Source organism: Stutzerimonas sp. C6.4V, assembly GCF_058536345.1.
Genome location: NZ_JBZUBM010000001.1, coordinates 1,434,312 through 1,447,620 on the forward strand (window position 1 = coordinate 1,434,312; position 13,309 = coordinate 1,447,620).

The 13,309-nt window shown below is 61.4% G+C and carries 11 protein-coding genes; all 11 read left to right on the top strand.

Annotation, left to right across the window (positions count from 1 at the left end):
* Positions 1 to 41 precede the first annotated feature (41 nt).
* The 11 genes from AC4LFW_RS06865 (at position 42) to AC4LFW_RS06915 (ending at position 13,298) form a co-directional block, all read left to right on the top strand.
* Positions 42 to 1,820, top strand: a complete 1,779-nt coding sequence (locus tag AC4LFW_RS06865) for a PQQ-dependent methanol/ethanol family dehydrogenase (RefSeq protein ID WP_491818442.1) — start codon at positions 42 to 44, stop codon at positions 1,818 to 1,820.
* A 256-nt stretch (positions 1,821 to 2,076) separates the two neighbouring features.
* Positions 2,077 to 3,597, top strand: coding sequence for an acetaldehyde dehydrogenase ExaC (exaC, locus tag AC4LFW_RS06870; RefSeq protein WP_491818443.1), 1,521 nt, complete (start codon positions 2,077 to 2,079; stop codon positions 3,595 to 3,597).
* 241 nt (positions 3,598 to 3,838) lie between these two features.
* A complete protein-coding gene (locus AC4LFW_RS06875) occupies positions 3,839 to 4,957 on the top strand; it encodes an oxidoreductase (protein ID WP_491818444.1) in 1,119 nt (372 codons plus the stop codon).
* Positions 4,958 to 5,117: 160 nt separating this feature from the next.
* A complete protein-coding gene (gene pqqA, locus AC4LFW_RS06880; protein WP_003253598.1) occupies positions 5,118 to 5,189 on the top strand; it encodes a pyrroloquinoline quinone precursor peptide PqqA in 72 nt (23 codons plus the stop codon).
* Positions 5,190 to 5,237: 48 nt separating this feature from the next.
* Positions 5,238 to 6,149 (top strand): pyrroloquinoline quinone biosynthesis protein PqqB, encoded by a 912-nt coding sequence (gene pqqB, locus AC4LFW_RS06885; RefSeq protein ID WP_491818445.1) that lies wholly within the window; start codon positions 5,238 to 5,240, stop codon positions 6,147 to 6,149.
* Between the two features lie 91 nt (positions 6,150 to 6,240).
* A complete protein-coding gene (pqqC, locus tag AC4LFW_RS06890; protein WP_491818446.1) occupies positions 6,241 to 6,993 on the top strand; it encodes a pyrroloquinoline-quinone synthase PqqC in 753 nt (250 codons plus the stop codon).
* Positions 6,994 to 7,034: 41 nt separating this feature from the next.
* The gene (gene pqqD / locus AC4LFW_RS06895; protein WP_491818447.1) at positions 7,035 to 7,310 is read left to right on the top strand and encodes a pyrroloquinoline quinone biosynthesis peptide chaperone PqqD; all 276 of its coding nucleotides are present in this window, start codon (positions 7,035 to 7,037) and stop codon (positions 7,308 to 7,310) included.
* Complete coding sequence (gene pqqE, locus AC4LFW_RS06900) at positions 7,282 to 8,436, top strand: pyrroloquinoline quinone biosynthesis protein PqqE (protein ID WP_491818448.1); 1,155 nt, start codon at positions 7,282 to 7,284, stop codon at positions 8,434 to 8,436. Before pqqD ends, pqqE begins: the two co-directional genes overlap by 29 nt.
* 42 nt (positions 8,437 to 8,478) lie before the next feature.
* Positions 8,479 to 10,368: an alpha/beta hydrolase family protein gene (locus tag AC4LFW_RS06905; RefSeq protein WP_491818449.1), complete on the top strand. Its 1,890-nt coding sequence runs from the start codon at positions 8,479 to 8,481 to the stop codon at positions 10,366 to 10,368.
* 109 nt (positions 10,369 to 10,477) lie between these two features.
* A complete protein-coding gene (gene ercA, locus AC4LFW_RS06910; RefSeq protein WP_491818450.1) occupies positions 10,478 to 11,641 on the top strand; it encodes an alcohol dehydrogenase-like regulatory protein ErcA in 1,164 nt (387 codons plus the stop codon).
* Positions 11,625 to 13,298, top strand: a complete 1,674-nt coding sequence (locus AC4LFW_RS06915) for a PAS domain-containing hybrid sensor histidine kinase/response regulator (RefSeq protein ID WP_491818451.1) — start codon at positions 11,625 to 11,627, stop codon at positions 13,296 to 13,298. Before ercA ends, AC4LFW_RS06915 begins: the two co-directional genes overlap by 17 nt.
* The last annotated feature ends 11 nt before the right edge of the window (positions 13,299 to 13,309 follow it).

Below are 13,309 nucleotides of genomic sequence, written 5' to 3' on the forward strand. Positions count from 1 at the left end.
TTCCCGGCGACGATAACAATGAACCCGTAGAGGTAGCCGCAATGAAGCACACCGGTCTTCGCAAGCCCTTCGCCCTGACAGCGCTGTGCGCCGCCATGGCGATGTCCAGCGTGTCGGCCTGGGCAGTCACTGATCAGGAAATCCTCAATGACGCCAAGTCCACCGATCAGATCGTGACCAACGGCCTGGGCCTGCAAGGTCAGCGCTACAGCACGCTCGACACCCTCAATACCGAGAACGTCACCCAGTTGCGTCCCGTCTGGGCTTTTTCGCTGGGGGGCGAAAAGCAGCGCGGCCAGGAAGCGCAACCGCTGATCAAGGACGGTGTGATGTACATCACCGGGTCCTACTCGCGTGTATTCGCGGTGGATGCGCGGACCGGCAAGGAATTGTGGCAGTACGACGCACGCCTGCCTGACGGAATCATGCCGTGCTGTGACGTGATCAACCGCGGTGTGGCCCTGTATGACGATCTGGTGATCTTCGGCACCCTCGACGCCAAGCTGGTCGCCCTGAACAAGGACACCGGCAAGGTCGTCTGGAAGAAGACCGTGGCCGACTACAAGGCCGGTTACTCAATCTCTGCTGCACCAATGATCGTCAAGGGCAAGCTGATTACCGGCGTGGCCGGTGGCGAATTCGGTGTAGTCGGCAAGATCGAAGCCTTCAACCCGAAGAATGGTGAACTGCTGTGGAGCCGTCCGACTGTCGAAGGCCATATGGGCTACGTGATGAAGGACGGCAAAAAGGTCGAAAACGGCATCTCCGGTGGCGAAGCCGGCAAGACCTGGCCTGGCGATCTGTGGAAGACCGGTGGCGCAGCGCCCTGGCTGGGTGGCTACTACGACCCGGACACCGACTCGCTGCTGTTCGGCACTGGTAACCCGTCGCCCTGGAACTCTCACCTGCGCCCGGGTGACAACCTGTTCTCGTCATCCCGTCTGGCTCTGAATCCCGATGACGGCTCCATCAAGTGGCATTTCCAATCCACACCGCATGATGGCTGGGATTTCGACGGCGTCAACGAGCTCATCTCCTTCGACTACCAGGACGGCGGCAAGACGGTCAAGGCTGCCGGTACGGCGGATCGTAACGGCTTCTTCTATGTCCTGGACCGCACCAACGGCAAGTTCATCCGTGGCTTCCCCTTCGTGGACAAGATCACCTGGGCCAAGGGCCTGGACGAGAGCGGACGTCCGATCTACGACGATGCCAACCGTCCTGGCGCCCCAGGAGAGGCCGACAAGGGCAAGTCTGTCACCGTTGCACCGTCCTTCCTCGGTGGCAAGAACTGGATGCCCATGGCATACAGCCAGGATACCGGACTGTTCTACGTACCGTCCAACGAATGGTCGATGGACATCTGGAACGAAGGCGTAGCCTACAAGAAGGGCGCGGCCTACCTGGGTGCCGGCTTCACTATCCATCCGCTGAACGAAGACTACATCGGCGTGCTGCGGGCGATCGACCCGAAGTCCGGCAAGGAAGTCTGGCGCTATGAGAACTACGCACCGCTGTGGGGTGGTGTGTTGGCAACCAAGGGCAACCTGGTGTTTACCGGCAACCCCGAAGGCTACCTGATGGCGTTCGACGCCAAGACCGGCAAGAAGGTGTACGAATTCAACACCGGCTCCGGCGTGATCGGCTCTCCGGTCACCTGGGAGATGGATGGCGAGCAGTATGTCTCCGTGCTTTCCGGTTGGGGTGGCGCGGTACCGCTGTGGGGCGGCGAAGTGGCCAAACGGGTGAAGGACTTCAACCAGGGGGGCACGCTCTGGACCTTCAAGCTGCCGAAGGATCAGACGGTAGCTCAGCGATAACCCAAAACAATCGTGGGGCTGCAATAGCCAGCCTCCACGAGTGTGCAGACGAAGCCCTGGCCAGCGGTCAGGGCTTCGTCGTATCAGCCGGTTGAGCGTGGAGCCCCGGACCATGCTCTGGCATCTACTACCAAATGAGGAACGCATCCATTCCTTGGGCGCATTCCGGCAATGCTGTCACGCTGCCTAAGATCCTTCCATGTCCTGTCCATCTTCCGGCCAGGCTCCTACAAGCAGAAAAACAGAGAGGCCGCTCATGATCTACGCCCAACCCGGTACAGAAGGCTCCGTCATCTCCTTCAAGCCACGCTATGGCAACTTCATCGGCGGTGAATTCGTTCCGCCGGTCAAGGGCGAGTACTTCGTCAACACCTCGCCGGTCAACGGTGAAGTCATCGCCGAATTCCCGCGCTCTGGCGCCGAAGATATCGAACGCGCCCTGGATGCTGCGCATGCCGCCGCGGATGCCTGGGGACGTACTTCCGTCCAGGCCCGTTCGCTGATCCTGCTGCAGATCGCCGACCGCATCGAAGCCAACCTGGAAAAGCTCGCTATCGCCGAGACCTGGGACAACGGCAAGGCCGTGCGTGAGACGCTGAATGCCGACGTACCCCTGGCGGCCGACCATTTCCGCTATTTCGCCGGCTGCATCCGCGCCCAGGAAGGCAGCTCCGCCGAGATCGACGACAAGACGGCTGCCTACCATTTCCACGAGCCGCTGGGCGTCGTTGGCCAGATCATTCCCTGGAACTTCCCGCTGCTGATGGCGGCCTGGAAGCTGGCGCCAGCGCTGGCCGCCGGCAACTGCGTGGTGCTCAAGCCCGCCGAGCAGACCCCACTGTCGATCATGGTGTTTGCCGAGCTGATCGGTGATCTGCTGCCCGCTGGCGTGTTGAACATCGTGCAAGGCTTCGGCAAGGAAGCAGGACAGGCACTGGCCACCAGCACCCGTATCGCCAAGATCGCCTTCACTGGTTCCACCCCGGTCGGCTCGCACATCATGCGCTGCGCTGCCGAAAACATCATTCCGAGCACCGTGGAACTGGGCGGCAAGAGCCCGAACATTTTCTTCGAGGACATCATGAACGCCGAGCCTGCGTTCATCGAGAAAGCCGCCGAAGGCCTGGTGCTGGCGTTCTTCAACCAGGGTGAAGTCTGCACCTGCCCGTCGCGTGCGCTGATTCAGGAATCGATCTTCGAGCCCTTCATGGAAGTGGTAATGAAGAAGGTCCATGCCATCAAGCGCGGCAACCCGCTGGATACCGACACCATGGTCGGCGCTCAGGCGTCCGAGCAGCAGTTCGACAAGATCCTGTCCTACATGGAAATCGCTCAGCAGGAAGGCGCGCAGATCCTCACCGGCGGCGCTGCCGAGAAGCTGGAAGGGGGCCTGGCGACCGGCTATTACGTGCAGCCGACCCTGATCAAGGGACACAACAAGATGCGCGTGTTCCAGGAAGAAATCTTCGGACCTGTCGTGGGTGTTGCTACCTTCAAGGACGAAGCCGAAGCGCTGGCGATTGCCAACGACACGGAGTTCGGTCTCGGTGCAGGCGTCTGGACTCGCGACATCAACCGCGCCTATCGCATGGGCCGCGGCATCAAGGCTGGTCGCGTCTGGACCAACTGCTATCACCTGTATCCGGCCCACGCCGCATTCGGTGGCTACAAGAAGTCCGGTGTCGGTCGCGAGACTCACAAGATGATGCTTGACCACTACCAGCAGACCAAGAACCTGCTGATCAGCTACGACATCAACCCGCTGGGCTTCTTCTAACCCTGCAGGCGTAACTCGGTGGACCCGGCGCGTTCGCTCCAGCGCGCCGGCTTGTTTTGCTCGCACCGCCAGTGCGGGAGCCACAGACCGGTCGGCGTGGGGTCACGGTGGCTTATCAACGCAACGCGGCCCGTCAGGCCGCTTTTTTTTTGCGTCAAACCGCCGGAACAGCGTCCCCGGCGAACTCCAGCGCCGGTTACACCTCAGATTCAGCACGACCCGTGCTTCATGAGGATTGCTGATGCCCCAATTGTTCGAACCCGTACAGCTCAACCAGCTGCGCCTGCGCAACCGCACCGTGCTGGCACCGATGACCCGCGTCAGCGGCGAGCCAGAGGGGCAGGCCAATGAACTGATGCGCGACTATTACCAGGCCTTTGCCAAAGGTGGTTTCGGCCTGCTCATCACCGAGGGTACCTATACGGATACCGCCTACAGCCAGGGCTACCTAAACCAGCCAGGCCTGGCCACCGAGGTCCAGCGCGACAGCTGGGTGCCGCTCGTCGAAGCGGTTCATCAGGAAGGCGCTGCCTTTATCGCGCAACTGATGCACGGAGGTGCCCAGACCCAGGGCAACATTCATCATGCGCGTCACGTCGCGCCATCCGCCGTTCAGCCCGGTGGCCGCCAGCTGAGTTTTTATGGCGGCGAGGGCCCCTACGCCACACCAGCCGAGATGACCGAAGAGGAGATCCAAGAAGCGATCGCCGGTTTCGTACAGGCGGCGATTCATGCGCGCGAGGCCGGCTTCGACGGCGTCGAGCTGCATGGCGCCAATGGCTACCTGCTGCATGAATTCATGACCGCGGAATTCAACCAGCGCACCGACCAGTGGGGCGGCGATTACAAGGCTCGCCTGGCGCTGCCGCTGGAGGTTATCCGAGCGGTACGCAATGCAGTGGGCTCGGGCTTCGTGGTTGGCATGCGCTTGTCACAATCCATGGTGACCGACAGCCGTCTGAAATGGGACGGCGGCATCGAGGCAGCCCGTGACCGTTTCGCCAGCCTCGCCGCAGCGGGGCTTGACTATATCCACGTTACAGAGCCCGACGCAGGCGCACCGGCTTTCGAACAGGGCCAGAGCTTGGCTGCGATCGCCAAAAGCGCCATTGACATCCCGATCATCGGCAATGGAGGCATAGCCACTGGCGACCAGGCGCAGCAACTGCTGGAGGCCGGCACGATGGATTTCGTCGCGATCGGCAAGGCAGCGCTGGCCAATCATGACTGGCCGTTGCGTGTGCAGGACAAGGCGGCCCTGACAGAGTTCGACTACGACATGCTCTCGCCCATGGCGACCGTCACCAATGAACTGGCCTGGCGAGGCACCCAGGGCCGATCGGCTGTGAGACAGGATTGATAATCACCGAAACATGGCGTGGCGTAGTGAATAGACGACGCGAGGCACTACCAACGCAGAGCGCTGTCTCCTTCCAAAGTACCATTCCGCTATTGGCGGACAGGGGTGCTTAATGGGTCGCCGGAATACATCCGGCGCCAATAAGAGAGAGGAATCAGCCATGTGGACTAAGCCTGCTTTTACCGACCTGCGCATTGGTTTCGAAGTCACCATGTACTTCGCCAATCGCTGATCCATCTGCCCCGGCCCCGGTCGGGGCTCCGCTTTTTGGGAGCTGCCCATGTTCATCCAGATCCTCGGTTCGGCTGCTGGCGGCGGCTTTCCACAATGGAACTGCAATTGCGCCAACTGCGCAGGCCTGCGAGCCGGCACGCTGCGAGCCCAGGCCCGTACCCAGTCATCCATAGCCATCAGCGACAACGGCCGGGACTGGATCCTGTGCAACGCCTCGCCGGACATTCGCGCCCAGCTCGAATCCTTTCCCAAGCTGCAGCCAGCGCGCGCGCCGAGAGACACCGCGATCGGTGCGATCATCCTGCTCGACAGCCAGATCGACCACACCACCGGCTTGCTGACGCTGCGTGAAGGCTGTCCGCATGAGGTCTGGTGTACCGAGATGGTCCACCAGGACCTGACCACCGGTTTCCCGCTGTTCAAGATGCTTGAGCACTGGAACGGCGGGCTGCGCTGGAATCCCATTGCGCTGGAAGGCAGCTTTCGCATCCCGACCTGCCCAGATCTTGAAATTACTCCGATCCCGCTGCGTAGCTCGGCGCCACCGTATTCGCCGCACCGCAACGATCCGCACCCGGGAGACAACATCGGCTTGTTGATCGTGGACCAGAACACCGGCGGCAAGCTGTTCTATGCGCCAGGCCTCGGCAAGGTCAGCCCAGAGTTACTGGAGCTCATGCGAGGCGCTGACTGCCTGCTGGTGGACGGTACGCTCTGGCGCGACGACGAAATGCAGGTGCGTGAAGTGGGCACCAAGCTGGGCTCGGAGATGGGACACCTGCAACAGAGCGGGCCTGGCGGCATGATCGAAGTACTCGACGGCATGCCCGCAGTCCGCAAGATCCTCATTCACATCAACAACACCAATCCGATCCTTGATGAAGACTCCGCCGAGCGTGCTGTACTCCGCGAGCACGGCATTGAGGTCTCGTTCGATGGCATGAGCATCGAGCTGTAGCGTATCGACCTATTTCGAGCGATTCGAATCTCCACGCGGGCGTCGAACAATGCAGGCGCCTCGATCTGCCCGAACAGTCCAAGGAAGCCGTATGACCCTCCCAGCCATGACTCCCGCCGAGTTCGAAGCGGCGCTACGCGCCAAGGGCGACTACTACCATATTCACCACCCGTTCCATCGTGCCATGTACGAGGGGCGCTCAACCCGCGAGCAGATACAGGGCTGGGTGGCGAACCGCTTCTACTATCAGGTCTGCATTCCGGTGAAGGATGCGGCGATCATGGCCAACTGCCCGGATCGCGACACGCGGCGCGAGTGGGTGCAACGCATCATCGATCACGATGGCGCACCCGGAGAGGAGGGCGGCATCGAAGCCTGGCTGCGTCTGGCCGAGTCGGTGGGGCTGGATCGCGATCAGGTCCTGTCGCAGGAGCTGGTATTGCCCGGCGTGCGGTTCGCCGTCGATGCCTACGTCAACTTCGCTCGCCGTGCGGTCTGGCAGGAGGCAGCCAGCAGCTCCCTCACCGAGCTGTTCGCACCGACCATTCACCAGTCCCGCCTGGATGCCTGGCCACAGCACTACAGCTGGATCGATCCGTCTGGATACGACTATTTCCGCAAGCGTTTGAAAGAAGCGCGCCGCGATGTCGAACACGGGCTGCGCATCACCCTCGAGCACTACAGGACACGGGAAAGCCAGGAGCGCATGCTGAACATTCTTCAGTTCAAACTCGACGTGTTGTGGAGCATGCTGGATGCCATGAGCATGGCCTACGAGCTGGATCGCCCCCCGTACCACACGGTGACGAGCGAGCGTGTCTGGCACAAGGGCATCACCCTTTGAACCTGGACTTGAATGCACCGGGAAATATCAAGGAGCAGGCAATGACTGACATGCTGACCCAGGTCCCGGCCTTCCGCCGTGGCTTTCGCTTTCAGTGGGAGCCCGCGCAGAACTGCCATGTGCTGTTGTATCCCGAAGGCATGATCAAACTGAACGAGAGCGCATCGGCGGTCCTGGGCGAGGTGGACGGGGCACGCACAGTAGGTGCAATCGTCGCCGATCTGCACAGCCGCTTTCCCGATGCCGAGGGCATCGAGGAAGATATCGTTGCATTCCTGGAGGTCGCCGTTGAACGGTTCTGGATCGAGCTTCGCTAAGCCGGGTTTCGAGCCTGGCCCGCCCCTGTGGCTACTGGCCGAGCTCACTTACCGCTGCCCGCTGCAATGTCCGTATTGCTCGAATCCGCTGGATTTCGCCCGCAGCCAAGATGAACTAGGCACGGCCGAGTGGATCGAGGTCTTTCGTCAGGCACGAGAAATGGGTGCAGCGCAGCTGGGTTTTTCCGGAGGCGAACCACTGGTGCGCCAGGACCTGGCCGAGCTGATCAAGGCGGCGCGTGACCTGGGCTATTACACGAACCTGATCACCTCCGGTATCGGCCTGACCGAAGAGAAGATCGCCTCGTTCGCCAACGCTGGGCTCGATCATATCCAGATCAGTTTCCAGGCAGCTGACGAGGAAGTGAATAACCTGCTCGCCGGCTCGAAGAAGGCCTTCGCACAGAAGCTTGCGATGGCGCGGGCGGTCAAGGCGCACGGCTATCCGATGGTGCTTAACTTCGTTACCCACCGGCACAACATCGACAACATCGACCGCATCATTCGGCTCTGCCTGGAGCTGGAGGCGGATTTCGTCGAGCTCGCCACCTGCCAGTTTTACGGCTGGGCCGAACTCAATCGCGCCGGACTGCTGCCAAGCAAGGCGCAGCTGGTGCGCGCTGAGCGGATCACCAATGAGTGGCGTGACAAGCTCGCGGCGGAGAACCACCCTTGCAAGCTGATTTTCGTCACGCCCGACTACTACGAAGAGCGCCCCAAGGGTTGCATGAACGGCTGGGGCAACCTGTTCCTCGACATCACGCCGGACGGCACGGCGCTGCCTTGCCATAGCGCCCGTCAACTGCCGATCAACTTTCCCAATGTCCGTGAGCAGAGCATCGAGCAGATCTGGAAGCACTCGATGGGCTTCAACAAGTTCCGCGGTTTCGACTGGATGCCCGAGCCGTGCCAGTCCTGCGACGAGAAGGAAAAAGACTTCGGCGGTTGTCGCTGCCAGGCCTTCATGCTCACCGGTGATGCGGCGAATGCGGACCCCGTATGCAGCAAGTCCGCCCATCACGACAAGATCCTGGCCGCTCGCACCGAGGCTGAACAGGCCCCGCGCGGGCTGGATGAGCTGACCTTTCGCAACGAGAAGGCCTCGAAGCTGATTCTCAGGGTGTAGGTCCGTTATGCGGGGTATGCCTGACTGACCGGAACCAGACGAATGACTAAAACCGAAACACGTTATGGCTTCTGGCACAGCGAATGGACCGCTGAAAAAGCCGCCTCGGCCAGCTGCGACTTTGCCGAACTGCGTGCAGGGCACGGCGGCCTGTTCTGGATCAGGTATGACCCCACCGATGCGCGTTGCACGCTGTGGTATTGGCGCGACGGCTGCGCAGAGTGTCTGACGCCGGCCGAGTTCTCCCTGCGCAGCCGCGTGTACGAGTACGGCGGCGGCGCGCTTTGCCTGACCAACGGTGGCATCGCCTTTGTCAACGAAAGGGACCAGCAGGTTTACGTCCAGCAGCTTACCGACAATGCCGGGGCGGGCCGGCCAACGGCGCTCACTGCGAAGGCTGGTTGTCGCTACGGCGATCTCCAGTTTGACCCGCTTCGGGGCGCGGTAGTCGCTGTCGAGGAGTCGGTGGCTGATTCGGCGGTCGAGCATCGGCTGGTCAGCGTTTCGTTGACCGGTGAGTTGAAGGTGCTGGTCGAAGGCGCCGATTTCTATGCATCGCCCACGCTGAACGCGTCCGGAGATAGCCTGGCCTGGATCCAGTGGCAGCGCCCCGAGCAGCCCTGGACCGCCACCACCCTATGGAGGGCAACCTATTTGCCGGACGGGCAGTTGGGATGTGCCGAGCGCCTGGCGGGCGCAAGCGGCGAGGAGTCGCTCCAACAACCACGTTTTGCTACCGATGGCAGCCTGTTTTGCCTGAGCGATCGCACCGGCTGGTGGAAGCCCTGGCTGGTTCAGGATGGCGAACTGAGATCGTTACAAAACCGCTTCGGCAACAGACCTTTCGACCACGCGCCGGCGCCCTGGCAGCTGGGTACCAGCAGCTATCTGCCGCTGGCCAACGGGGCCTTGCTGCTAACTCGGCTGGTAGACGGCTACGGTTTGCTGTTCCAGCAGGATGCGGAGGGTAACGAACGCCAACTGGCTTGTGAGTACAGCCGTTGCCGGCAGCTGGCGGCAGATGATCAGTATTTCTATTGCATCGCGGGATCCCCGAGCCAGGCGCCCGCGGTTCTTGCAATCAAGCGATCGGCCAATGAAGTCAAGGTGCTGGCCGGCGGGGAGCGGCCATTGCCGGATGAGGAACTGTCCAATGCGCAACCCTTCAGCTTCACAACCGGGCGTGAAGAGACCGCGCATGCCTTCTTCTATCCGCCGGCCAATGCCCAGCGCTGTGGCAGGCCGGAAGAAAAGCCTCCACTTGTGGTGTTCATGCATGGCGGGCCGACCTCGGCGACCTATCCCGTATTCGATTCACGCATCCAGTACTGGACCCAACGTGGTTTCGCTGTGGCGGACATCAATTACCGGGGTAGCAGCGGCTTCGGCCGGGCTTATCGGCAGCGCCTGCGGGGCGAATGGGGAGTGGTCGACGTTGAAGATGCCTGTGCGGCAGTTCAGTCGCTGGCGATGCGTGGCCAAATAAACCCCGCGTATACCTTTATTCGCGGCTCCAGCGCCGGTGGCTATAGTGCGCTTTGCGCGTTGGCGACCGAATCCGGATTCTCCGGCGGTGCCAGCCTTTATGGGGTCAGCGATCCGCTGGCGTTGCGCCGCGTGACCCACAAGTTCGAAGCCGACTATCTGGATTGGCTGATAGGCGACCCGGAAGTCGACGCCAAGCGCTACCGGGAGCGCACGCCGCTCACCAACGCAGCACGAATCACTGTGCCAGTGATCTTTTTCCAGGGTGGGCAGGACGCCGTTGTGCTACCCGAGCAGACCGAGTCCATGGTGACGGCGCTTCAGGAGCAGGGCGTCCCGGTGGAATACTGCCTTTACCCGGATGAACGTCACGGCTTCCGCCAGGCCGCCAATCTCGCCGATGCCCTGGAGCGCGAGTGTCGTTTCTATCAAGGCTTGTTGGGCTGAGCTGGGGTCGGCCTCGCTGATTGCTATCCGCCTTTTTTCGCATTGCTTTGATGCCGGAAAGCAGTAGGCTTGCGCGACAACGTTGAAAACAATAACGAGAGGCCGTCGTATGAGCCCCAATCTCAGCCAGCAGCGAAAGTTCGTGTCGCCTGAAATCGTGTTTGGTGCGGGCTGTCGCCACAGTGCCGGCAACTACGCGAAAAATTTTGGTGCTCGAAAGGTTTTGCTCGTTTCCGACGCGGGCGTGGTTGCGGCCGGTTGGGTAGGGGACGTACAAGCGAGCCTGGCGCGTCAGGGCATCGAATACCAGCTGTTTACCCAGGTCTCGGCCAATCCCCGTTCTGAAGAAGTCATGCTCGGCGCAGAGCTCTATCGCAGCGAAGGGTGTAACGTCATCGTTGCAGTGGGTGGCGGCAGCCCTATGGACTGTGCCAAAGGTGTTGGAATTGCGGTGGCACACGGCCGCCATATCAACGAGTTCGAAGGCGTCGACACGCTGCGTGTGCCAAGCCCCCCGCTGATCCTGATACCCACGACCGCAGGCACCTCAGCCGATGTGTCGCAGTTCGTGATCATCTCCAACCAGACCGAACGAATGAAGTTCTCCATCGTCAGCAAGGGCGCCGTACCGGACGTGTCGCTGATCGATCCGGAAACCACGCTCAGCATGGACCCGTTCCTGTCCGCCTGTACCGGTATCGACGCACTGGTGCACGCCATCGAAGCCTTCGTTTCCACTGGTCACGGCCCTCTTACCGATCCCCATGCGCTGGAGGCGATGCGACTGATCAATGGCCATCTGGTAGAGATGATTGCCAAACCATCTGATATCGCCCTGCGAGAGAAAATCATGCTGGGCAGCATGCAGGCAGGCCTGGCCTTTTCAAACGCGATTCTCGGCGCTGTACACGCAATGTCCCACAGTCTGGGCGGCTACCTCGACCTGCCGCATGGATTGTGCAACGCGGTGCTGGTCGAACACGTGGTCGCCTTCAACTACGATGCAGCGCCTGATCGCTTCAAGCTGGTCGCCGAAACCCTGGGCATCGACAGCCGAGGGCTGAATCACCGCCAGATTCGCGAACGGCTCGTACAGCACCTGATCAGTCTCAAGCAGGCCATAGGCTTCAATGAAACACTGGGGCTGCACGGGGTCGATCTGTCCGATATTCCCTTCCTCTCGCAGCATGCGATGCAGGACCCGTGCATCCTGACCAATCCCCGCTCGTCGACCCAGCGCGACGTCGAAGTGGTGTATGCCGAAGCGCTCTGAACAGGATGAGGCGCTCGCCGGCCTCCTCGGGCTGGGCACCCATTCTGCGCGCAAAAGCCACTACCCCGAGCTGGTAGCCCGTCTTGAAGAGCTGGAAGCAGAGCGAAACCGCTACAAATGGCTGTTCGAGCACGCCGTTCACGGTATTTTCCAGGCCAGCTTGCAGGAGGGCATTCGCGCAACCAATCCTGCCCTGGCGCGAATGCTCGGCTATGAAAGTCCGGCCGAAGCGCTCTGGCGGCTGACGGATCTGTCGCATCATCTTTTCATTGGCGGAGAGGAAGAGCTCCGAGAGATTCGCCATACGCTTGGTCGCCAGCAGGGTCTGTTCGGCTATGAAACCCGCCTGCGGCGCAAGGACGGCAGCGCCATCGATGTGATGATGAACCTGCTGCTCAAAGCTGAGGAGGACGGGCTGGTGGAAGGCTTCGTCGCCGACATCACCGAACGCAAGCTGGCCCAGAAGCGCTTGCTGCAGCTCAACGAACAACTTGAACAACGCGTCGCCGAGCGGACCCTGGAGCTGCGCAAGGCCCGCGACGCCGCAGAGGCCGCCAATCACAGCAAGGACAAATACCTGGCTGCTGCCAGCCATGACCTGTTACAGCCGCTCAATGCGGCGCGCTTGCTGATCTCGACGCTGCGCGAGCGCGGCCTGGCGGACAGCGAGCGAAACCTGGTGGAGCGGGCACATCAGGCGTTGGAAGGCGCCGAAGACCTGCTCACCGATCTGCTGGATATCTCCAAGCTCGACCAGCAGGCGATCAAGCCTGACCTCGATGTGTACCGTCTCGATGAGGTATTGCTACCACTGGTGTCGGAGTTTCAGTCGGTTGCCGAGGCCGAGGGGCTCGGCTTCGATCACTACATTCCGGCTTATGCGCTGCGCAGTGACTTCCGCTTGCTGACCCGTATCCTGCGCAACTTTCTCAGCAATGCCTGCCGTTACACCGATAGCGGCCGGGTTCTGCTGGGGGCACGCAAGCGTGGCGACCAGCTGCGGATCGAAGTCTGGGATACAGGCCGAGGCATCGAGGCTGACCAGTTGCAGGCAATCTTTCTGGAATTCAATCAGCTCGGTGTGCAGCGCGCCTCCGAACGCGCCGGTGTCGGCCTCGGCCTGGCCATCGTGGACCGGATCGCCAGCATGCTCGATTACCGCATACTGGTGCGCTCTCAGCCTGGCCGAGGCTCGGTTTTCAGTATCGACGTGCCGTTGGCCGACATGCCGAAGCGATTACCCGTCACTGGGCAGACAGCCGCGGCCGTTCCGGGCGATACCTTGCCTGGTCGTCGACTGCTGGTGATCGATAACGAGGCGAGCATCCTGCACAGCATGGCGGCGCTACTCGAACAGTGGGGTTGCCACGTGCTGACCGCAACCGATGAGATTGCGGCTATGGCTGTGCTGGGTGGGCAACCACCCGAGCTGATCCTTGCTGATTACCATCTTGACCAGGGCCTGACCGGTTGGGATGTGGCACAAGCGCTGCGCGCGCACTTCGATTCGCAGATTCCCTTGGTGATGATCACCGCTGACCGCAGCGACCAATGTCGCCGCGAGCTTCAGGGTTTCGGTGTGCCCGTGCTGAACAAGCCGGTCAAGGCCGGCAAGCTGCGTTCGGTCTTGAGCCATCTGTTGGGCGGTGAGCGGTAACCTAGGGAGCC

Excerpts from the sequence above, each read along its gene's own strand:
- exaC (WP_491818443.1), top strand. The coding sequence starts at position 2,077 with ATGATCTACGCCCAACCCGGTACAGAAGGCTCCGTCATCTCCTTCAAG.
- pqqD (WP_491818447.1), top strand. The coding sequence starts at position 7,035 with ATGACTGACATGCTGACCCAGGTCCCGGCCTTCCGCCGTGGCTTTCGC.
- AC4LFW_RS06905 (WP_491818449.1), top strand. The coding sequence starts at position 8,479 with ATGACTAAAACCGAAACACGTTATGGCTTCTGGCACAGCGAATGGACC.
- ercA (WP_491818450.1), top strand. The coding sequence starts at position 10,478 with ATGAGCCCCAATCTCAGCCAGCAGCGAAAGTTCGTGTCGCCTGAAATC.
- pqqB (WP_491818445.1), top strand. The coding sequence starts at position 5,238 with ATGTTCATCCAGATCCTCGGTTCGGCTGCTGGCGGCGGCTTTCCACAA.
- AC4LFW_RS06915 (WP_491818451.1), top strand. The coding sequence starts at position 11,625 with ATGCCGAAGCGCTCTGAACAGGATGAGGCGCTCGCCGGCCTCCTCGGG.
- AC4LFW_RS06865 (WP_491818442.1), top strand. The coding sequence starts at position 42 with ATGAAGCACACCGGTCTTCGCAAGCCCTTCGCCCTGACAGCGCTGTGC.
- pqqC (WP_491818446.1), top strand. The coding sequence starts at position 6,241 with ATGACCCTCCCAGCCATGACTCCCGCCGAGTTCGAAGCGGCGCTACGC.
- AC4LFW_RS06875 (WP_491818444.1), top strand. The coding sequence starts at position 3,839 with ATGCCCCAATTGTTCGAACCCGTACAGCTCAACCAGCTGCGCCTGCGC.